This window comes from Micromonospora saelicesensis (assembly GCF_900091575.1).
In the GTDB taxonomy this organism is placed as follows: domain Bacteria; phylum Actinomycetota; class Actinomycetes; order Mycobacteriales; family Micromonosporaceae; genus Micromonospora; species Micromonospora saelicesensis.
Genome location: NZ_FMCR01000007.1, coordinates 104,558 through 122,654, shown reverse-complemented (window position 1 = coordinate 122,654; position 18,097 = coordinate 104,558). Strand labels below are relative to the sequence as shown.

Sequence of the window (18,097 nt, the reverse complement as noted above, 5' to 3'; positions counted from 1 at the left end):
ATTGATCAATAACAAGACATATCGCGATTTTGTGTCTATCCTGGAGCCCAGTGCTACCGGGATGTGACACATGGGCAACTGGGTGGTCTCTCTCGCCGGGCCTCGACGCATCAGCCTCGAGCCCTGCCCGCCGGATCCGCTCGGCCCCGGCCAGGTTCGAGTCCGCACCTGTTATTCGGGCATCTCCGCCGGCACCGAGCTGACCCTCTACCGGGGCAGCAATCCCCGACTCAGCAAGGACTGGGACGACGCCGCCCGGATGTTCGTCCCCCGACAGACGCCGGTGCCCTACCCGTTGATCGGCTTCGGCTACGAAGAGGTCGGTGAGGTCATCGAGGTCGCGCCGGAGGTCACCGACCGGCATCCGGGGCAGCTCGTCTGGGGCATCTGGGGGCACCGGGCCGAGGCCGTGCTCCCCGCCGACGCGGTCCGCGCGCTCCCCACCGGGCTGGATCCACTCGCCGCGGTCTTCGCCCGCCCCGGCGCCATCGCGCTGACCGCCGTGCTCGCCGGTGACCTGCACCTCGGCGACTGGGTCGGCGTCTTCGGCCAGGGCGTCATCGGGTTGCTCGCCACCCGGCTCGCGGTGCTCTCCGGGGCCCGGGTGGTGGCCGTCGACCCGGTTCCCGACCGGCTGGAGTACGCCGCCCGATACGGCGCGCGATCCACTGTGAACGCCACTGTCACCTCCGCCGCCGCCGTGCTGCGCCAGGCCACCGACGGCCGGGGGGCCGACGTCTGCCTGGAGTTGTCCGGCGCGTACCCGGCGCTGCACGAGGCGATCCGCTCCACCGCCCACGCCGGCCGGGTCGTGGCCGCCGGCTTCTACCAGGGCCAGGCCGACGCGCTCGGCCTCGGCGAGGAGTTCCACCACAACCGCATCCAGTTGGTGGCCGCCCAGGTCTCCGGGCCCACCCCCGCGCCGAGCATGGCCGGCCGGTGGACCGGAGACCGGGTCGCGCAGACCTTCATGGACCTGGTGGCCGACCGCAGCGTCGACCCGCTGCCACTGGTCAGCCACATCGTCGACGCCAGCGCGGTCGCCGACGCCCTCGCGCTGCTCGACCGCGGCGCCGGTGACGTCCTCCAAGTCGTGCTGAGGTTCTCATGACCACCATCGCGCTGGCCTGTCAGGAACAACTCCTGCCGGGCACCAACCTGATCCAGAAGTACGCCCTCGCGGCCGCCCTCGGCTACCAGGGCATCGAGCTACGCGGCCGCGGTGACCTGGCGTTCGCCCGCCGGCTGCCCGAGCTGCGCCGGGCCCGCGCCGCCGGGGTGGTGATGCCCACCGTGTGCGTCGAGATGGACCACTTCATCGGCGACTTCAACCCCGCGCGGTCCGCCGACGCCGTCCGTAACCTGCGCTCCCAGCTCTCGGTGATCGCCGAGCTGGGCGGCGTCGGGGTGATGACCCCGGCCGCCTGGGGGATGTTCTCCCGACGACTGCCGCCGTTCGAGCCGCCCCGGGCCCCCGACGGCGACCGGCAGGTGCTCCTCGACGCCCTCGGCGAGCTGGGCGAACACGCCCGGGCCGAGGGGGTCACTCTCTTCCTGGAACCCCTCAACCGGTACGAGGACCACATGGTCAACCGTCTCGACGAGGCGGTGGCACTCTGCGCCGCGCTCGGGTTGCCGTCGGTCCGGGTGGTCGCCGACACCTTCCACATGAACATCGAGGAGGACGACGTACACCGCGCGCTGCGTGCCGCCGCGCCGTACCTCGGGCACGTCCAGGTCAGCGACTCCAACCGCTGCCAGCCCGGTGCCGGGCACCTGGACTGGCCGGCGCTGATGCGTACCCTGCTGGAGCTGGACTACCGGGGTTGGCTGGCCCTGGAGTGCCGGCTCCGCGGTGACCCGGTCCGGGCCCTGCAACAGGCCGCCACAGTGCTGCGACACGCGCTGCCCCGGCGGGCCGCCGCGTGAGCGCAGACGCCGGGCCGACAAGCGTCGACGCGACCGCCGACGCCGGGCCGACAAGCGTCGACGCGACCGCCGACGCCGGGCCGACAAGCGTCGGCGTGCCTGCCGACGGGATCGGTGACGCCGGGGCGACGAGCGCCGACGCCGCCGGCACGGGCGGCCCGGCCGACGCGGCCGGGCTGCGTCGACTCGCGGTCGACACGCTCGACGCCAACTGGGAGCACGACCACACGGTGCCCTCGCGCACGCTCTACCCGCACCAGTGGAGCTGGGACTCCGCGTTCATCGCGATCGGGTTGGCCCAGGTCCGCCCCGACCGCGCCTGGCGGGAGCTGGCCAGCCTGTTCCGGGCGCAGTGGGCCGACGGACGGGTGCCGCACATCGTGTTCAACCCGGCGCTGCGAATCGGCGCGTACTTCCCGGGGCCGGAGATGTGGCGTTCGGCCGACGTGCCGGGCGCGCCGACGGTGGCCACCTCCGGCCTGGTCCAGCCGCCGGTGCACGCGCTCGCGGCGTTGCTGGCGTACCGGCGGGCGCCCGACCCCACCGCCCTGGCCGCGCTGCGCCGGCTCTACCCCGCGCTGGTCGCCCAACAGCGCTACCTGGCCGACCGACGGGACGTGGCCGGTGACGGGCTGGTCTGCATCGTGCACCCGTGGGAGTCCGGGTTGGACAACAGCCCGGCGTGGGACGAGCCGATGGCCGCGGTGCCGGCCGAGGCGGCAGTGATGCGGGCGTACCGTCGACACGACACCACGCACGCCGACGCCGCGCACCGCCCCACGGACCTGGACTACGCGCGCTACCTGGCGATCGTCGCCGCCTACCGCGACCACGGCTACTCCGACCGCGACCTCGCCGCCGGGCACCCGTTCCTGGTGGAGTGCCCGCTGTTCAACGCGGCGTTCGGGGCTGCCGAACACGCCCTCGCCGAGATCGCCGCGCTCGTCGGCGATGACCCCGGGCCGCACCGGGCCCGCGCGGCCCGCATCACCGACGCTCTCCTGCGCCGGTTGTACGACCCGGACACCGGCACGTTCCAGCCCCGTGACCTGCGCACCGACCGCCTGGTGAGCGCCCGTACCGTGCTCGGGCTGACCCCCCTGATCCTGCCCGATCTGCCGACCCGGCAGGCTGACGCGCTGGTCGTCGAGGCCCGGTCGGCGCGCTTCGGGGTGGCCCGTCTCATGGACCGGCCGCTGCCCACCTACGACCGCACCGCACCCGACTTCGAGCCGCTGCGTTACTGGCGCGGGCCGAGCTGGCTGAACATCGGCTGGCTGGTCCGGCGTGGACTGCTCGGCCACGGGCACCCGGAGCTGGCCGCCGGGCTGCGCCGCTCGATGATCGGTCTGGTCGCCGGGGCCGGCTGTCACGAGTACTTCCACCCGGACACCGGCGCCGGGCTGGGCTCACCGGCGTTCAGCTGGACCGCCGCGCTGCTGCTCGACCTGCTCGCCGACTGAGCGCGCCGCCGGGTGGTAGCGTCCCCGATCCCGGCGGCGGTAAGGAGCATCGTGCGCGAGATCGACAAGGTGGCCTGGATCCTCGTCGAGGACGGTCGGGTGCTGAGCACCCGGTCGGTGGGCAAGGACGTCTGGTACCTGCCGGGCGGAAAGCGCGAGCCGGGCGAAACCGACCTGGAGACCCTGCGTCGGGAGATCGACGAGGAGTTGAGCGTCGAGGTCGACGTGCCCGGTGCCGTGCACCTGGGCACCTTCACCGCTCAGGCGCACGGCCACACGAGCGGCATCACCGTCCGGATGACCTGTTACCGGGCCGGCTATCGCGGACAGCTGCGGCCGGCCAGCGAGATCGCCGAGATGGCCTGGCTCGGGTACGCGGACCGACACCGCACCTCGCCGGTCGACCAGATCATCTTCGACCACCTGCTGGCCGAGGGTCTGCTGGGCTAGCGACAGTTTGTTGCGGCCGGCCAGGGGTAACCGGCCGAGCGTGACCGACGGCGACGGGTTCCCGTACTTCATCGACGCGGTGTCCCAACGGTCCGGCCTGCCGGCCGAGGAGGCCGCCGTGCTCGCCCGCGCCGTGCTCCAGACGTTGGCCGAGCGGGTGACCGGCGACGCGCCCGGCGATCTCGTCGGGCACCTTCCGAACGAGGTTGACGGTTACCTGAGCGGCCCGGCCCCGGATGCGGCCGGGGCCTCCGGTCCTGCCTCGGATGCGGCCGGGGCCTCCGGTCCTGCCTCGGATGCGGCCGGGACGGCCCTTCCGGCCCCGGATCCGGCCGGGGCCCTCGGCCCGGATGCCGGTGCCGATGGCTTGACCAGCGGGGTGGGCCTGGAGGTCGGCGGTGCCGGCGCGACCCCGATGGAGGCTGGCCCGACGGAGTTCCTTCGTCGGGTGGAACAGCGTGCCGGGGTCGACCCGGCCACCGCCCGGGCCGGAACCGGCGCCGTCTTCGCGACGTTGCGGACGGCGATGACGGTGCGGGAATTCCAGGAGATGGTCGCGCGACTGCCGCGCGACGGCGGGTTCTGATCCGACCCGGCCGCGTCAGCCCAGGAGTGCCCTGGTGACGTCTGCCCGGTTGAGGGCCGCGTCGACCTCGTAGACCGCGCCCTCCATGCCCTCGCCCAGCAGCTTCGGGGTGGTCGTGCCGATCCACTGCCGGAGCACCCCCGCCACCTGGTCCTCCGCGAGGTGACTCACGCCACCGACACCTCCTCGGGCTCGGCGACCCAGGCGGAGAAGACCGGCACCCCGTGCCACGGGCCGGCGGTGCCGCCGGCCCGGGTGTCGGTGGCGACGGCCACCACCGCGTACGGGTGGCCGAAGCGCAGCTCGGCGGTGCGGGTCACGCCCTCCGGTGGCAGGCTGGTCAGCCCGAACATGGCGGTCACGGCGGCCGCCTCGAAGCCGTACCGGTCGAATCGGGCCACCGCCGTCTGTCGTGCCTCGAAGCGCTGCACCGGCAGCGTCATCGCCGTCGCCAGCGTGGCCGCCACGGCCGGAAAGCCGAGCGCCGGGGCGGTCAGGTCATGCTCGCTCCGGGCCGACCAGCAGGGGAGGACGGCGGTGTGCCGCTCTTCGCGGCCGTCGCGGGCCCGGGTGCGTACCCGCTCCTCGGTCAGCGTCCACAGCGGAGTCTCACCCAGCGGCAGGTCGAACAGCGAGCGGCTGCCCGCCGGTTGCGCGCCGTCGGCCGCGCCGGCGCTGAGGTCGTACGCGGCGGCCAGCACCTCGGCCGGTGGCACCTGCGGTGCGGCGGCCACCGAGAGGACCACCAGCCCCGCGCCGTCGGTCGTCTGGGCCGGTGCGGCGTGCACGATCACGTCACCGGCTTGCGCGGTGGACACGATGGCGCAGCGGTGGCCCTGGCTCGGGCTGCGCAGTGCCTGCCGCAGTCGACCGGCCCACGGGCTGCCGGCGCCGAGCGCGCGTGCGTCGGCGACGTCGAACGGGGTCGCCCAGGACACCCGGGTGGCCAACGCGCTGGCCAGGGCCAGCACCACGTCCGGCCCGACCCGCAGGGGAAACGTCTCGATCAGGCCGAGGGTGTGCTCGCGCGCCCAGGCGTCCAACCCGGCCTGATCGGGCAGGACGCCGACAGCGGTCGTGCTGGGCAGCGCGGCCCGCCACGCCGCCTGCCCGCCGTCGCCCTGCCCGGGCCGGTGCCAGAGCGCGGTGGCGGACCCGACCAGCGGGTGCGGGGCGTCCAACAGTGTTCGGGCCACCTCGGCCGCGCTCGGCAGGTCGGTGCCCAGCGCCTGCGCCAGCTCCGCGGCTGCTCCCTCCGCGGTGGCCGGGTCGGCCGTCGTGGCAGCGATCGCGAGCAGCAGCCAGGCACCGAGCGGGGAGGCGACGTGGTGTCGGTCGCCGGCCGTGGCGTGCAGCCGCGCGGCGTACGCGGAGAGCGGCCCGTGCAGATCGGTCCTCATGCCCCCACTCTGCCCGTCGGCCCGGCTCACGACCACAGCTCGAACGGCTCGTCGATCTCCGTGCCGGCGAGGAACGAGGTGATCAGCCGGGGGAGCTGCCCGGGGTAGAACCGTTCCCGACTGGCCACCACATCCGGCAACGGCCACCAGCGGAAGCCGAAGTAGTCCTCCCGCTCGTAGTCGAGCCGGTGCGCCTCGTCCACGTCCGGACCGGGGCCGGCCAGCCGTACGGTGACGACAACCTCGTCCTGGACGTGCCGCAACTGGCGGTGCAGGAAGCTCGCCCGCCGCCGCCAGTTCGGCGCACCAACCTGGTCGGCGCTGATCACGATGCCGGTCTCTTCCCGCAGCTCCCGCACCGCCGTGTCGCGATAGGTCTCACCGGGATCCATGCCACCGCCCGGCAGTTCCCACCAGGTGCCCAGCCGGGGGTGGTCCGGGTCGCGGGTGTGGAACAGCAACACCCGGCCGGTGCCGTCGGTGACCACGACCCGCACCGCGCGTCGCTCCAGGATCGGCAGGTCACGGGGCAGCTCGTTCATCGGGCCAGTCTGTCGTACCGCCCGCTTCGGCGGCGGGTAGGCTGCCCGCCGTGGCTGGTCTGTTGAGGAATGTCGCGGCGCGTATCTCCCGGGTCGGTGCGGTGATCCCGTCGCCCCGGCGTACCGGGCCGGCGCCCGCGCAGGTGGCCCGCCGCCGTCAGGTGAGCGCGTTGCAGCGTCGGGAGCTGACCTACGCTCCGGAGCGGGACGGTCAGGCCGACCCGGGCGAGATCGTCTGGACGTGGGTGCCGTACGAGGACGACCCCCGCCAGGGCAAGGACCGGCCGGTGCTGGTCGTCGGGCGGCACAGCCGGACCCTGTTCGGGCTGATGCTGTCCAGCCAGAGCGAGCGGGATGGGCAGCGGCACTGGTTCGCGCTCGGGCCGGGGGAGTGGGACCGCGACAACCGGCCGAGCTGGGTCCGGTTGGACCGGGTGCTCACCATGCGCGAGGACAGCATCCGCCGGGAGGGCGCCGTGTTGGACCGGCCCCGGTTCGACCGGGTCGGGCAGGCGTTGCGCGCCGGCTACGGCTGGCGCTGACCGCGCCGGGTGCGACTGGGGCGGATCGGTAGCGGACCGCGCGCAGGGCTGCCCCAGCGGTGGGGCAGCCCGGCAGTGACGCACCTGGCGGTGAGGTCTATTCGCGGCTCGGGCCGACCGCGGCACTCTTCGCGTCCGGCGGCGGGTACGGCTGGTCGGCGAGGAGCCGGGCCAGGTGCGCGGTGTTGAGCGCCAAAGCCTTCGTGGTGCGGCCGGTGGTGTCGGGCTTGGGGCCGGCGTCGCGGTAGTCCACGGTGTGCAGCGCCTCGCCGACCCAGTAGGTCGCGGCGGCGGCGGCGATGGTGAACCCGACCTCGTTGAGTGCCTGCTGCACCTCGCCGATGGTGTGGTGGGCGCCATCCTCGTTGCCGACCACGGCGACACCGGCCACCTTGCCGTAGGTGCGGAGACGGCCCTCGGCGTCGGTCTCGGAGAGTTCGGCGTCGAGGCGTTCGAGGACCATCTTGCAGACGCTGGAGGGCTGACCGAGCCAGATCGGCGTGGCGATGATCAGCACCTGGGCTGCCATCAGCTTGGCGCGGATCGCCGGCCAGCCGTCGCCGTCGCCCTCGTCCGTGGACACCCCGAAACGCACGTCGTGATCGACGACCCGGATCATTTCGCCCTCCACGCCCTGCGCGGCCAGCTCGGCGAGCACTTCCCTACCGAGCTGCTCGGCGCTCGACGGCCCAGGCGACGGCTTGAGGGTGCAGTTGAGTACGAGGGCGCGGATGGTCGCCACGTCGGGTCCTCTCGGCGGTCGTGATTCGAGTACTGGCTTGCCATACCCGGATAGGACGTCTCAGAACACCCCGGCGACCGGCAAAACCGCTGGGTCGGTGGCCGGAGCGCTGGCATGGTGTCCGCATGGTGCAGGACGTCGCACGGCAGGTGGCCGAACAGGTACGGACGGGCTTCGGTCTGCAACTGTCCGCAATGGAGCTTGTCACCTCCGGTGCGGACCAGCACGCCCGACTGTGGCTCGCTCAGGCCGCCGACGGCTCTCGGTACGCGGTCAAGCTGAGCGGTGGCGGCACCCCGGCCGGCCTGGTGGTGGCGGCGTACCTGGCCGAGCAGGGGGTGCCGGGCATCGTAGCGCCGCTGCGGGCGGACGACGGGCGGCTGTCGATCGACCACGACGGCCGCCGCCTGTCGGTGGTGCCGTGGGTCTCCGACCAGCGGGCGCTCGACGGTCCGATGACCGGCGCGCACTGGCGCGCGTACGGCGAGGTGCTGGCCGCCGTGCACGAGGTGCCGGTTACCGACGAGCTGAGACGGCTACTGCCGGCGGGCGGTGCCGCGTACCCCTCGATCGTGACCGCGACCCGCGCGATGGCCGCGCGGCTGCGCGACCCGGACCCGCTCGACCGCGCGGACCCGCTGGTCGTGGAGCTGGCAGGGGTGTGGTCCGCGGTGGACGACCGGCTGGGGGTGCTGACCCGCGAGGTCGAGCGCCGCGCCGTCGACCAGCGCGACCGGCCTGGCGTGAACGTCGTCTGCCACGGCGACCCGCACCTGGGCAATCTGCTGCTCGGCGCGGACGGGCGGGTCTGGTTGATCGACTGGGACGACGCGGTGCTCGCCCCGCCCGAGTGTGACCTCATGTTCGTCCTCGGTGGGGTGCTCGCCTTCGCGCCGATCACTGCCGAGCAGCAGCAGGCCGTGCTCGCCGGCTGCGGCAGGACCGACGTCGACCCGGTGCGCCTGGCCTGGTTCCTCGCGGTCCGCGCGCTCGACGACCTCAGCGACTGGACCCGTCAGGCGTTGGACCTCGACGCCGAGGCGGCCGACCGCGGCCGGGCGGCGCGGATCGTGCGAGGGCTGGTGTCACCGGTGGGTCTGGTCACCCTCGCCCACACGGCGTTGCGCGACAGTGACCGGCGGCTCTGAGCGGCGACCACGTCGTCTACGCCTGACAAAAAAGTAAGGCAAAGAGCGGATCCGCTCTCTGCCACTTCCAACATATATCGCACCGGGGGCCTTGCGGCAAGACCCGGGTGGTGCCGCAGAATCTCCAGCCGACGCCCAAATCTGGGAAAATCGGGGGATTCCATGATCGATGTCATCATTGCTGGCGGCGGACCGACCGGCTTGATGGTGGCCAGCGAGTTGCGGTTGCACGGGCTGCACGCGCTCGTGCTCGAGAAGGAGACCGAGCCGACCAGCTACGTCCGCGCACTCGGCCTGCACGCACGCAGCATCGAGGTGATGGACCAGCGAGGTCTGCTGGAGCGGTTCCTCGCCCTCGGACAGCAGCACCCGGTCGGGGGCTTCTTCGCCGCGATTCCGAAGCCGTCGCCGGGCGGGCTGGACACCGCACACGCGTACGTCCTCGGCATTCCGCAGACCACCACCGACCGTCTGCTGAGCGAGCACGCCAACGAGGTCGGCGTCGAGATCCGGCGCGGCAGCGAACTCGTCGGGCTGAGCCAGGACGACCACGGGGTGACCGTGCGGTTGGCCGATGGCACGCAGTTGCGTACGCGCTACCTGGTCGGCTGCGACGGCGGTCGCAGCACCGTACGTGGGCTGCTCGGTGTCGGCTTCCCCGGCGAGCCCAGCAGCGTCGAGACGTTGCTGGGCGAGATGGAGGTGGGCGTGCCGCCGGAGACGGTGGCCGACGTGGTGGCCGAGGTCCGCAGGACCCATCTCCGATTCGGTCTCGGCCCCCTCGGAGACGGGGTGTACCGCGTCCTCGTCCCGGCCGAGGGGGTGGTCGAGGATCGCACGGTCCCACCGACCATCGACGACTTCAAACACCAACTGCGGGTGTACGCGGGCACCGACTTCGGTGTCCACTCACCGCGCTGGCTCTCCCGCTTCGGTGACGCCACCCGGCTGGCTGAGCGTTACCGGGTCGGCCGGGTGCTGCTGGCCGGCGACGCGGCGCACATCCACCCGCCGACCGGCGGGCAGGGGCTCAACCTCGGCATCCAGGACGCGTTCAACCTCGGCTGGAAACTGGCCGCCGAACTCAACGGCTGGGCGCCGGAGGGGCTGCTGGACAGCTACCACAGCGAACGGCATCCGGTGGCCGCGGACGTGCTGAACAACACCCGGGCGCAGATGCTGCTGCTCTCACCCGAGCCGGGGCCGCGGTCTGTGCGCCAACTGTTGTCGGAACTGTTGGACTTCGAGGACGTCAACCGGTACCTGATCGAGAAGATCACCGCGATCGGTGTGCGCTACGACTTCGGCGCGGGCCACGACATGCTCGGGCGCCACATGCGTGACGTACGGCTGAGGCGGGGGCGCCTCTACGAGCTGATGCACGGCGGCCGCGGCCTGCTGCTCGACCAGACCGGCCGGCTCTCGGTCGCCGGCTGGGCGGAGCGGGTCGACCACGTCGTCGACGTCAGCGAGGAGCTGGATGTACCCGCCGTGCTGCTACGGCCGGACGGTCACGTGGCGTGGGTCGGCGACGACCAGAGCGGCCTGCTCAGTCAGCTGCCCAGGTGGTTCGGCGCGCCGGTCACCTGAACGGTCAGCGCTCGCCGAGGAACGCGCTGTCGACCAGTTGGCGGGGCGACCGGGCGCCACCGAGACTCTTCGCCTGGTACATGGCCGCGTCGGCGCGGCTGAGCGCGTCGGTGAGCTGGGCCGGGCCGGTCACCGGGGCGAGCCCGACGGACGCGGTGACCCGGACGCTGCACCCGCTCAGCCGGATCGGCGCGGCGACGGTCTCGCTGAGCCGGCGGGTCGAGTGCTCGATCCAGCGCCGGTCGACGGTGGGGCTGGAGAGCAGCCCGGCGAACTCGTCGCCGCCGAGGCGGGCCACGAGGTTGTCCCCGGCGAAGCCGGCGAGCCGTTCGGCCACACTGATCAGCACCTGGTCGCCGGCGGCGTGCCCGTACCGGTCGTTGATCTGCTTGAAGTCGTCCAGATCGAGCACCACGGCGATCAGCGGCTGGCCGGCGGCGTCGGTGAGCAGTGCGGCTGCCAGGCGGTAGAAGGCGCGCCGATTGGGCAGCCCGGTGAGCGGATCGTGACTGGCGGCGTGCCGTTCGGCGGCCAGCTCGGCCTGGAGGTGACCGATCTCGGCCTCGGCGCGCACCGCCCGTCGGCGTAGTTGCCAGGAGGAGAGCAGCGCGCCCGCCGCGCAGACGCCGGAGGCGACACTCATCGGATCCGGCACGAACCCTCCCATCGCCGCGACCGCCTCCAGCCTTCGGTTGACGCGGCGCGCCGCGTCGGGCCCAGTTTTGCCTGATCGTTGCCCGTCTGGGGGTAACTCAAAGTGAACGGATGGGCACCGATCATGTGCGTTATCATGCTCGCCGTCGGATGCAGATGCAATAGCAGATGCACGTGCAGAACCGTCCAATGTCGATACCGCACCCCCTCGCCGTCACCGCTCCTCCCACGGCCACCGGCGGGCTCGTAACAGAAAGACGCCCCCATGCAGCAGCCACCCAATGGCGTACCGATCCACCAGTTGCCTCCGCTGAGCTGGCAGAAGAGTCGCCGCAGCAACCCCAGCGGCAACTGCGTCGAACTGGCCGAACTGCCCGAGGGAGCGGGCATCGCGGTCCGCAACTCACGACACCCGGAAGGGCCGGCACTGATCTACACGGTCGATGAGATCGCCGCCTTCGTTCTCGGTGCGCGGGACGGAGATTTCGACCATCTGATCAACTGACCGTCCGGGGGTGGGTCGTCCCGGTGACGGGACTGATTCACCGATGCGGAGGAGTTCACCTCACTGTCGGTCCATGGCATGCTTACACGTCGGCCGGGCCGGGGCGCCCGGCCGTCGTGGGTCGGTGTCCGGAGGTCCGCACGTGACGATGGTTCCCGCCGAGGGTGGCCCGACATCCGGGCCGACCGTGCTGCGCATGCTGCTCGGCGCCCAACTGCGCCGCCTCCGGGAGTCCAGCGGGGTGACCCGGGAGGGCGCCGGCTGGGAGATCCGCTCCTCCGAATCCAAGATCAGTCGGATGGAGCTGGGTCGGGTCGGCTTCAAGGAGCGTGACGTCGCCGATCTGTTGACCCTCTACGGCGTCACCGAGGACCACGAACGCGACGCGCTGCTCAAGCTCGCGCGCGACGCGAACAGCCCCGGCTGGTGGCACCGCTACGGCGACGTGTTGCCGTCCTGGTTCCAGTCGTACCTGGGCCTGGAGGCCGCCGCCGCGCTGATCCGCAGCTACGAGGTGCAGTTCGTGCCCGGCCTCCTGCAGACCCCGGAGTACGCCCGGGCGGTCGTGCTGCTCGGACACGGCGCGGCCGGTCCGGGTGAGATCGACAGGCGTGTCGCGCTGCGGATGCAGCGTCAGCAGTTGCTCCAGCGGCAGAACCCGCCGCAGCTCTGGGCCGTGGTGGACGAGGCGGCGCTGCGCCGGCCCATCGGCGGTGCCGAGGTCATGCGCGGTCAGCTCACCGCGCTCATCGAGGCGACCAAGTCGCCCCACATCCGGTTGCAGGTCATCCCGTTCGCCGCCGGTGGCCATGCCGCCGCCGGGGGCGCCTTCACCATCCTGCGCTTCGGCGACCAGGAGCTTCCGGACATCGTCTACATCGAACAGCTCACCAGCGCCATCTACCTGGACAAACGCGACGATCTGGATTACTACGCGGTGGCCATGGAGCGGCTCTGCGTCGAGGCCGAGCCGCCGGAGCGTACGGCGGAGATCCTCAGCCGCCTTCTGGACGACACCTACCCGGCCTGACTCTCGGCCGCGCCTGCCCCACAGAACGGACTCTCAGCCCACGTATTGACCGACGCCGACCGGCCGGGCTAGTCTCTGTATCGATACAGACTGGATCGATGCAGAGAGGTGCCGGTGAAGCCAACACTGCAAGCCGTGGCCGACGCCGTCGGCGTCTCGCGCAGCACCGTGTCCAACGCCTACAGCCGCCCCGACCAGCTCTCCGCCACCCTGCGCGAGCGGATTCTGGACGCCGCCCGGCAACTCGGGTACCCCGGCCCCAACCCCACCGCGCGCTCCCTGCGCCGAGGTTTCGTCGGGTCGATCGGGGTGCTGTTCACCTCGCAACTGTCGTACGCCTTCACCGACCCGTTCGCGGTCCGCTTCCTCGCCGGTGTCGGCGCGGCGGCCGAGCGGCACGGCACCAGCATGCTGCTGGTGCCGCTGCCTCCGGCGGTGACCGACGCCCGACGGGCGGTGGAGAACGCCGCCGTCGACGGGTTCTGCGTCTACTGCGTCGCCGACGAGGAGTGGGCGCTGGACGTGATCCGCCAACGGGGTCTGCCGTTCGTCAGCACGGCCGCCCGCGACGACGCCGGCGCCGACGAACGGTTCGTCGGCATCGACGAGCGGGCTGCCGCACGCAGCGTCGCCGCGCACGTCGCTGGGCTCGGGCACCGTCGGGTGGCGCTGCTCGCCGACTCCGTGCTGCCCGACGCGCCGGCCGGCCCGCTCACAGTGGCCGGGGTCGACCAGGTGCCGCATCCGACCACCCGAGGTCGGCTCAGCGGGTTCGCCGACGCCTTCGCCGAGGTCGGCCTCGACTGGGCCGAGCTGACCCTTGTCAACGTCCCCGGCAACAGCCGCCCGGCCGCAGCCGCAGCCATCGCCGGGCTGTTCGACCAACCCGCACCGCCGACCGCCGTGCTGGCCGGCTCCGACGTCCTCGCGCTCGGTGTGCTGGACGCCCTGGCCGCACGGCCGGCCCATGATCGTCCCGCGGTCTCGGTGACCGGCTTCGACGACGTCCCCGAGGCCGCCGCGGCCGGCCTCACCACCGTCCGGCAACCGGCCGAGGAGAAGGGCCGGATCGCCGCCGAACTGCTGCTCGACCCGCCCGCGGACGCCGCGGCCGGTCACGTGTTGCTGCCCACCGCACTCGTCGTCCGGAGCTCCACCGGACCTGTCCCACGGAGTTGACCATGGAACTTCCCACCGGATACATCACCGCGCTCGACGCCATGAGCCGGCACGTCAACTCGGCCCGACCGGACGCCCCGGTCCAGGTCGAGCACCCCCGCCGGGCCCTGCTCGCCCCGACCCGGCAGGCCACCGCCCTCGCCCTGCGCCGGCTCGCCGACCGCATCCAGCCGCGACCGCTGCCCGGCACCGCCCGCTGCTCCTGACCCGCACCAATCCCATTCCGGTACGCACGGGACGAACAGTGTGGGTCCGGGCACGCAGAGTGGTCGAGTGCGCTGTTGCCAGGCAGACTGGTGAAGCCATGTCACCGCTCACGCCCACTCTCCGCCTCCACGACCGCTACGTACTGCACGAGCGGATCGGTCTCGGTGGCATGTCCGAGGTGTGGCGAGGCGACGACGAGGTGCTCGGGCGGCCAGTCGCGATCAAGGTGCTCGCCGGGCAGTTCGCCACCGACCCGCAACTGCGGGCCACCATCCAACGCGAGGCCCGCGCGGCCGCCCGGCTGACCCACCCACACGTCACCCAGGTGTACGACTACGCCGAGGCCACCCTGGCCGGCGGCGTCGTCGTCCCCTACCTGGTGATGGAGCTCGTCGACGGTCACAACCTGGCCGACCGGCTGCGGACCGGGCCGCTGCCCTGGCCGGAGGCGGTCCGGGTGGCCGGGCAGATCGCCGCCGCGCTGGCCGCCGCGCACCGCATCGGCGTCGTGCACCGCGACGTCAAGCCCGGCAACGTCATGCTCACCGACACCGGCGCCAAGGTGCTCGACTTCGGCATCGCAGCGCTCGGCGGCCTCGACAGCCAGTCCGGCGAACCGCTGATGGGCACCCCCGCCTACTTCGCCCCGGAACGGCTGACCGCAGGCCCGCCCGACCCGGCGAGCGACGTGTACGCCCTCGGCGCACTGCTCTACCGCACCCTCACCGGGCAGGCGCCACTGCCTGTGCAGAGCTGGGAGGACGCGCTGGAGGTGCACCGGCGGGGCACCCCGGTGCCGCCGCTGCGGGTGCCCGGCCTTCCCGCCGACATCGCCGAGCTGACCGTCGCCTGCCTCGCCGCCAACCCCGCCGACCGGCCGAGCGCCGCGCATCTGGCCCGCCGCTTCGGCGCCGGTCAGCCGGTCGAGCCGCCCACCGAACTGCTGCGCGTCCGGCCGACCGCACACCCGCCCACCCTGATCGACCGGTCGGTGGTGGCCCGCCCCGTCCCGGTTGCCGCCCCGCCAGCCCGACGCCGGTCGCGCCGGCCTCTCGCCGCGCTCGTCGCCGCCGTGCTCGCCGTACTGATCGGCGTCGGCGCCCTGCTCGCGGAGGATCCGTTCGGCAACCCGGGCACACCCGACCCGGCCGAGATCGCCGCCGCGCCGTCGACCTCGGCACCGGCCCCCGCGCCCACGACGCACTCGCCGACGCCGACCGCACCGTCCTCGCCACCCCCCGCCGCCAGCACCGCGCCCCCGAGCGTCGGGCAGCAGATACCGGTCAGCTTCCGGGAAGTGAGCAGCCAGTTCGCCGCCGTCCTGGCCACCGCCGTCGCCCGCGGCGACGCCGACCCGAGGACCGCCGAGGATCTGCGTGACGACCTCGCCGACCTCGACCGCCGCACCCGGGACCGCGCCAAGCGCGTCGCCGACCTGCGGGACCACATCGCCGAGCTGGTGCGGCGGGACCGCCTATCAGCGCAGACGGGCGCGAAACTGGACGCTCTGCTCAGCCAGGCCGGCAGCTTCTCCACCGGCCGTACGGACGACTGATACTCCCGTCAATACCGCTGGCATGATGTCCCGATGCGGACACGTCTGATCTTCGTGCGACACGGCGAGTCGGTCCACCAGCTCGAAGGAATCGTCGGTGGGCCACGTGGCTGTCGGGGCCTCACCGCCCTCGGCCACGAGCAGGCCCACAACCTGGCCAACCGGCTCACCGGGGAGGTCGCCGCCGACGGACCGGTGGCGGTCTACTCGTCCGTGCTGCGCAGAGCGGTCGAGACCGCGCAACCGATCGGCGCGGCGTTGGGCGTCCGGCCCGTGGCCGACTGTGGTCTCTGCACCTGGCACACACCCCCGTACGCCGACGGCCTGCCGACCGCCCTCTTCCGCACCGACCACGCGGTGGCGGGTGGCGGCGTGTTCCGACCGTTCGAGGAGGGCAACGAGAGCTGGGCCGAACTGGTGGTCCGCGTCAGCCGCGCGATCATGGAGATCGCCCACCGGCACCGGGGCTCCACAGTGGTCCTGGTCGGCCACAGCGAGACCGTCGAGGGTGCCTTCCACGCGCTCGGCGCGCAGCCGGTCTTCCGGGCGTTCGACCTGGACGTGGCCCCGGCCTCGATCACCGAATGGACCACTGACCACGACCCCGGCGGTTGGCCGCCGGCCCGCTGGACGCTGCGTCGCTTCGCCGACACCGGCGGGTGAGCTAGAGCGTGATCCAGTACCGCCGGGCCGGACCGAGTTCGGTGTCTCGGATGTCCTCAAGGACGCCGCCGAGGCGTTCGATCGTCTTCGCCGACGCGGTGTTGTCCGCCTCGCAGGCGAGCAGCACCCGAGCCAACCCGAGCGCTCGGGCCTCGCTGAGCATCCGATCCAGTGCCCAGGTCGCCAGCCCGCGGCGGCGGGCGGACGGGCGGATGCCGTATCCGATGTGGCCGCCAACCCGCAACAGGTAGTCGTCGAGCTCGTGTCGCAGCGCGATTCCGCCGAGCACCCGGTCGTCCTCGACGATCCATCGGTACGTGCACCGCACCCGACTGTCCTCCAGCGGCCCGTCTGGACCCGACCGGTCGGCCAGCCGGGCAACCCAGGCCGCGAACCCGTCCGGCGAGCGCACCTCATCGGTCGACTGCAGACCGAAACCGTCCTCGTGGAGGCCGGGACCCCACTCGTCGTGCGCCTCCAGCCAGGCGGCGTGCAGGCGGACGGTGGGCGCGACCAGCTTGGGCATGCGGTGGCGCTAGTCGGCGGCCAGGATCTGCTCGCGCAGGATCTCCGCGTGCCCGCAGTGCTGGGCGAACTCGCGCAGCACGTGCAGGTAGACCCAGCGCAGCGGCAGTGGGCCGCGCCGGTTGCCGCGAAGCAGGTCGTCGAGGCCCAGGCTGGACGTGGCGCGGCGGGAGGCTTCGCAGGCTTCCCGGTGGGCGCGCTGGACGGTGGCGATCGTGTCGCCGTCGTCGAGGATGAACGACTCGTCCGGCGTGGCCGGGATGCCGATCTCGGCGCGTGACCGGCACGTGACGGCCTCGTCGAACCAGACCTTCTCCACGAACGCGGCGTGCTTCACCAGACCCAGCAGCGTCGTCCGGGACGGCACCAACGACCGGCGCGCCTGCTCCTCGGTCAGCCCGTCCAGGTAGCCGTTGAGCGCTCTGCGGTGCTCGTCGATGAACGCCTCGAACTGCGCCTGAGCTGACTGGCCGACGACATCATCGGCGAAGGTCGGAGGAAAGGAGGTCATTCCGGAAGCATTTCAAGGTCATCGCCGCCGCGCAAACACTGATGGGCCGACCGTGACGTGGTCGCCGTCCGCCACCCGCCCGGACCGGAGCACGGTGGCGTACGCGCCGACACACGGCTGGGGACCCATTCCGGGCAGCGGTTCGACCCGGTTGAGCCGGGCGGGCACCCGCAGCGCCTCGGTCTCACGGGGAAGCGGGCCGTGCGCGAGCGTGGGCACCGCGCAGCGTGGCGTCGGGGCGAGCACGGCGAGCACCAGGTCCGGGCCGACGCGCAGTTCCCTGCCGACCCAGCCGTTCTCGGCGAAGGCATCCGTGCCCACGTCAAGCACCAGGTTGGGCCGGTAGCGTTCCACCGTCCCCGCCCCGGGCGGTAGGTGCCCGGCGATGCGGTCCAGGGTCGCGGTGGTGACCAGGTGTATCGGAGCGAAGTCGAAGAAGGTGCCGGGCAGCACCGACCCGAGCCGGCTCTCGTCGGCCGGGACCTCGTCGGTGAGGCCGGCGGCGAGCACCGCCTCCGGGTGGGACCGCAGCAGGGTGGCGCCAGGCGGTGCGGCGTCGACGAGAGTCACCGGGCGGCCTACCGCCGCGCTGAGCGCCGTGTCGATGTCGGGGTCCTCGCTCGACAGGTGCCGGCCGTCGGGCAGTGTGATCCGTACCGGATCGGTCACCCCGCCGGTCGCTCGTAGCGTGAGCAGGCCCCGCCAGCGATGGGGTTGCTTGGCGCTGGCCACCCGGCCACTGGTCTGATCCAGCAGGGCCAGCACCCGGTCACCCGCGACACCGGTGGCGCCGATGTCGGCGGCCGAGGTCCGCTCTCCGAGCAGCGACTTCACCGGGTACCGCCGCAGCTGCACCACCCGTCCGGAGATCATTGC

General features: G+C 72.6%; 22 protein-coding genes. 14 read left to right on the top strand and 8 right to left on the bottom strand.

Features of this window, described 5'->3' with window-relative positions; translation table 11 throughout:
* The first annotated feature begins 70 nt into the window (after positions 1-70).
* The 5 genes from GA0070561_RS27030 (at position 71) to GA0070561_RS27010 (ending at position 4,428) form a co-directional block, all read left to right on the top strand.
* Positions 71-1,111, top strand: coding sequence for a zinc-dependent alcohol dehydrogenase (locus tag GA0070561_RS27030; RefSeq protein ID WP_091406733.1), 1,041 nt, complete (start codon positions 71-73; stop codon positions 1,109-1,111).
* On the top strand, positions 1,108-1,929 hold the full coding sequence (locus GA0070561_RS27025; protein ID WP_091406731.1) for a sugar phosphate isomerase/epimerase family protein: 822 nt from the start codon (positions 1,108-1,110) through the stop codon (positions 1,927-1,929). The genes GA0070561_RS27030 and GA0070561_RS27025 overlap by 4 nt, the downstream gene beginning before the upstream one ends.
* 110 nt (positions 1,930-2,039) lie before the next feature.
* Positions 2,040-3,392, top strand: a complete 1,353-nt coding sequence (locus GA0070561_RS27020) for an MGH1-like glycoside hydrolase domain-containing protein (protein WP_091407354.1) — start codon at positions 2,040-2,042, stop codon at positions 3,390-3,392.
* A 51-nt stretch (positions 3,393-3,443) separates the two neighbouring features.
* Positions 3,444-3,842 carry an NUDIX hydrolase gene (locus GA0070561_RS27015; RefSeq protein ID WP_091406729.1) on the top strand — a complete coding sequence of 133 codons (399 nt, stop codon included), beginning with the start codon at positions 3,444-3,446 and terminating at the stop codon, positions 3,840-3,842.
* A 40-nt stretch (positions 3,843-3,882) separates the two neighbouring features.
* Complete coding sequence (locus GA0070561_RS27010) at positions 3,883-4,428, top strand: DUF2267 domain-containing protein (RefSeq protein ID WP_141710461.1); 546 nt, start codon at positions 3,883-3,885, stop codon at positions 4,426-4,428.
* A 15-nt stretch (positions 4,429-4,443) separates the two neighbouring features.
* Here GA0070561_RS27010 and GA0070561_RS33775 read toward each other — a convergent pair whose 3' ends face one another.
* Genes GA0070561_RS33775 through GA0070561_RS27000 form a run of 3 tightly spaced genes read right to left on the bottom strand, consistent with a single transcriptional unit; the run spans position 4,444 to position 6,370 of the window.
* Positions 4,444-4,599: a hypothetical protein gene (locus GA0070561_RS33775; protein WP_167362497.1), complete on the bottom strand. Its 156-nt coding sequence runs from the start codon at positions 4,597-4,599 to the stop codon at positions 4,444-4,446.
* Positions 4,596-5,828: a serpin family protein gene (locus tag GA0070561_RS27005; protein WP_091407352.1), complete on the bottom strand. Its 1,233-nt coding sequence runs from the start codon at positions 5,826-5,828 to the stop codon at positions 4,596-4,598. Before GA0070561_RS27005 ends, GA0070561_RS33775 begins: the two co-directional genes overlap by 4 nt.
* A gap of 26 nt (positions 5,829-5,854) precedes the next feature.
* A complete protein-coding gene (locus tag GA0070561_RS27000; RefSeq protein ID WP_091406725.1) occupies positions 5,855-6,370 on the bottom strand; it encodes an NUDIX hydrolase in 516 nt (171 codons plus the stop codon).
* Positions 6,371-6,420: 50 nt separating this feature from the next.
* Here GA0070561_RS27000 and GA0070561_RS26995 point away from each other — a divergent pair, with 50 nt between their 5' ends.
* Positions 6,421-6,912 (top strand): type II toxin-antitoxin system PemK/MazF family toxin, encoded by a 492-nt coding sequence (locus GA0070561_RS26995; RefSeq protein WP_030336385.1) that lies wholly within the window; start codon positions 6,421-6,423, stop codon positions 6,910-6,912.
* A gap of 97 nt (positions 6,913-7,009) precedes the next feature.
* Here the strand turns inward: GA0070561_RS26995 and GA0070561_RS26990 are convergent, their stop codons facing one another.
* Positions 7,010-7,654 carry a flavodoxin family protein gene (locus GA0070561_RS26990; RefSeq protein ID WP_091406723.1) on the bottom strand — a complete coding sequence of 215 codons (645 nt, stop codon included), beginning with the start codon at positions 7,652-7,654 and terminating at the stop codon, positions 7,010-7,012.
* Between the two features lie 125 nt (positions 7,655-7,779).
* Between GA0070561_RS26990 and GA0070561_RS26985 the strand changes: the two genes are divergently transcribed.
* Positions 7,780-8,802, top strand: a complete 1,023-nt coding sequence (locus GA0070561_RS26985) for a phosphotransferase enzyme family protein (RefSeq protein ID WP_091406722.1) — start codon at positions 7,780-7,782, stop codon at positions 8,800-8,802.
* Between the two features lie 162 nt (positions 8,803-8,964).
* On the top strand, positions 8,965-10,392 hold the full coding sequence (rox, locus tag GA0070561_RS26980) for a rifampin monooxygenase (protein WP_091406720.1): 1,428 nt from the start codon (positions 8,965-8,967) through the stop codon (positions 10,390-10,392).
* A 4-nt stretch (positions 10,393-10,396) separates the two neighbouring features.
* On the opposite strand, the gene GA0070561_RS26975 is transcribed toward rox, so the two are convergent.
* A complete protein-coding gene (locus GA0070561_RS26975) occupies positions 10,397-11,047 on the bottom strand; it encodes a GGDEF domain-containing protein (protein ID WP_091407349.1) in 651 nt (216 codons plus the stop codon).
* Positions 11,048-11,311: 264 nt separating this feature from the next.
* Between GA0070561_RS26975 and GA0070561_RS26970 the strand changes: the two genes are divergently transcribed.
* The 6 genes from GA0070561_RS26970 to GA0070561_RS26945 all read left to right on the top strand — a co-directional run bounded on the left by GA0070561_RS26970 (position 11,312) and on the right by GA0070561_RS26945 (position 16,185).
* A complete protein-coding gene (locus GA0070561_RS26970; RefSeq protein ID WP_091406718.1) occupies positions 11,312-11,551 on the top strand; it encodes a DUF397 domain-containing protein in 240 nt (79 codons plus the stop codon).
* A gap of 142 nt (positions 11,552-11,693) precedes the next feature.
* The gene (locus tag GA0070561_RS26965) at positions 11,694-12,581 is read left to right on the top strand and encodes a helix-turn-helix domain-containing protein (RefSeq protein WP_091406715.1); all 888 of its coding nucleotides are present in this window, start codon (positions 11,694-11,696) and stop codon (positions 12,579-12,581) included.
* Between the two features lie 135 nt (positions 12,582-12,716).
* Entirely contained in the window at positions 12,717-13,760 is a 1,044-nt protein-coding gene (locus GA0070561_RS26960; protein WP_244166454.1) for a LacI family DNA-binding transcriptional regulator, read from the top strand.
* 2 nt (positions 13,761-13,762) lie between these two features.
* Positions 13,763-13,966, top strand: a complete 204-nt coding sequence (locus tag GA0070561_RS26955) for a hypothetical protein (protein ID WP_167362496.1) — start codon at positions 13,763-13,765, stop codon at positions 13,964-13,966.
* Positions 13,967-14,064: 98 nt separating this feature from the next.
* Positions 14,065-15,522 (top strand): serine/threonine-protein kinase, encoded by a 1,458-nt coding sequence (locus GA0070561_RS26950; RefSeq protein ID WP_091406711.1) that lies wholly within the window; start codon positions 14,065-14,067, stop codon positions 15,520-15,522.
* 33 nt (positions 15,523-15,555) lie between these two features.
* A complete protein-coding gene (locus GA0070561_RS26945; protein ID WP_091406709.1) occupies positions 15,556-16,185 on the top strand; it encodes a histidine phosphatase family protein in 630 nt (209 codons plus the stop codon).
* A gap of 1 nt (position 16,186) precedes the next feature.
* Here GA0070561_RS26945 and GA0070561_RS26940 read toward each other — a convergent pair whose 3' ends face one another.
* Genes GA0070561_RS26940 through GA0070561_RS26930 form a run of 3 tightly spaced genes read right to left on the bottom strand, consistent with a single transcriptional unit; the run spans position 16,187 to position 18,094 of the window.
* Positions 16,187-16,711 (bottom strand): GNAT family N-acetyltransferase, encoded by a 525-nt coding sequence (locus tag GA0070561_RS26940; protein ID WP_091406708.1) that lies wholly within the window; start codon positions 16,709-16,711, stop codon positions 16,187-16,189.
* Positions 16,712-16,720: 9 nt separating this feature from the next.
* A complete protein-coding gene (locus GA0070561_RS26935; RefSeq protein WP_091406706.1) occupies positions 16,721-17,221 on the bottom strand; it encodes a DinB family protein in 501 nt (166 codons plus the stop codon).
* Positions 17,222-17,239: 18 nt separating this feature from the next.
* Positions 17,240-18,094, bottom strand: coding sequence for an MOSC domain-containing protein (locus GA0070561_RS26930; protein WP_091406704.1), 855 nt, complete (start codon positions 18,092-18,094; stop codon positions 17,240-17,242).
* Between the last annotated feature and the right edge of the window lie 3 nt (positions 18,095-18,097).

Bases quoted from the DNA above. Each gene is read 5' to 3' on its own strand.
- GA0070561_RS27030 (WP_091406733.1), top strand. From the start codon at position 71: ATGGGCAACTGGGTGGTCTCTCTCGCCGGGCCTCGACGCATCAGCCTC.
- GA0070561_RS27025 (WP_091406731.1), top strand. From the start codon at position 1,108: ATGACCACCATCGCGCTGGCCTGTCAGGAACAACTCCTGCCGGGCACC.
- GA0070561_RS27005 (WP_091407352.1), bottom strand. From the start codon at position 5,828: ATGAGGACCGATCTGCACGGGCCGCTCTCCGCGTACGCCGCGCGGCTG.
- GA0070561_RS27000 (WP_091406725.1), bottom strand. From the start codon at position 6,370: ATGAACGAGCTGCCCCGTGACCTGCCGATCCTGGAGCGACGCGCGGTG.
- GA0070561_RS26985 (WP_091406722.1), top strand. From the start codon at position 7,780: ATGGTGCAGGACGTCGCACGGCAGGTGGCCGAACAGGTACGGACGGGC.
- rox (WP_091406720.1), top strand. From the start codon at position 8,965: ATGATCGATGTCATCATTGCTGGCGGCGGACCGACCGGCTTGATGGTG.
- GA0070561_RS26970 (WP_091406718.1), top strand. From the start codon at position 11,312: ATGCAGCAGCCACCCAATGGCGTACCGATCCACCAGTTGCCTCCGCTG.
- GA0070561_RS26955 (WP_167362496.1), top strand. From the start codon at position 13,763: ATGGAACTTCCCACCGGATACATCACCGCGCTCGACGCCATGAGCCGG.
- GA0070561_RS26950 (WP_091406711.1), top strand. From the start codon at position 14,065: ATGTCACCGCTCACGCCCACTCTCCGCCTCCACGACCGCTACGTACTG.
- GA0070561_RS26945 (WP_091406709.1), top strand. From the start codon at position 15,556: ATGCGGACACGTCTGATCTTCGTGCGACACGGCGAGTCGGTCCACCAG.
- GA0070561_RS26940 (WP_091406708.1), bottom strand. From the start codon at position 16,711: ATGCCCAAGCTGGTCGCGCCCACCGTCCGCCTGCACGCCGCCTGGCTG.
- GA0070561_RS26935 (WP_091406706.1), bottom strand. From the start codon at position 17,221: ATGACCTCCTTTCCTCCGACCTTCGCCGATGATGTCGTCGGCCAGTCA.
- GA0070561_RS26930 (WP_091406704.1), bottom strand. From the start codon at position 18,094: ATGATCTCCGGACGGGTGGTGCAGCTGCGGCGGTACCCGGTGAAGTCG.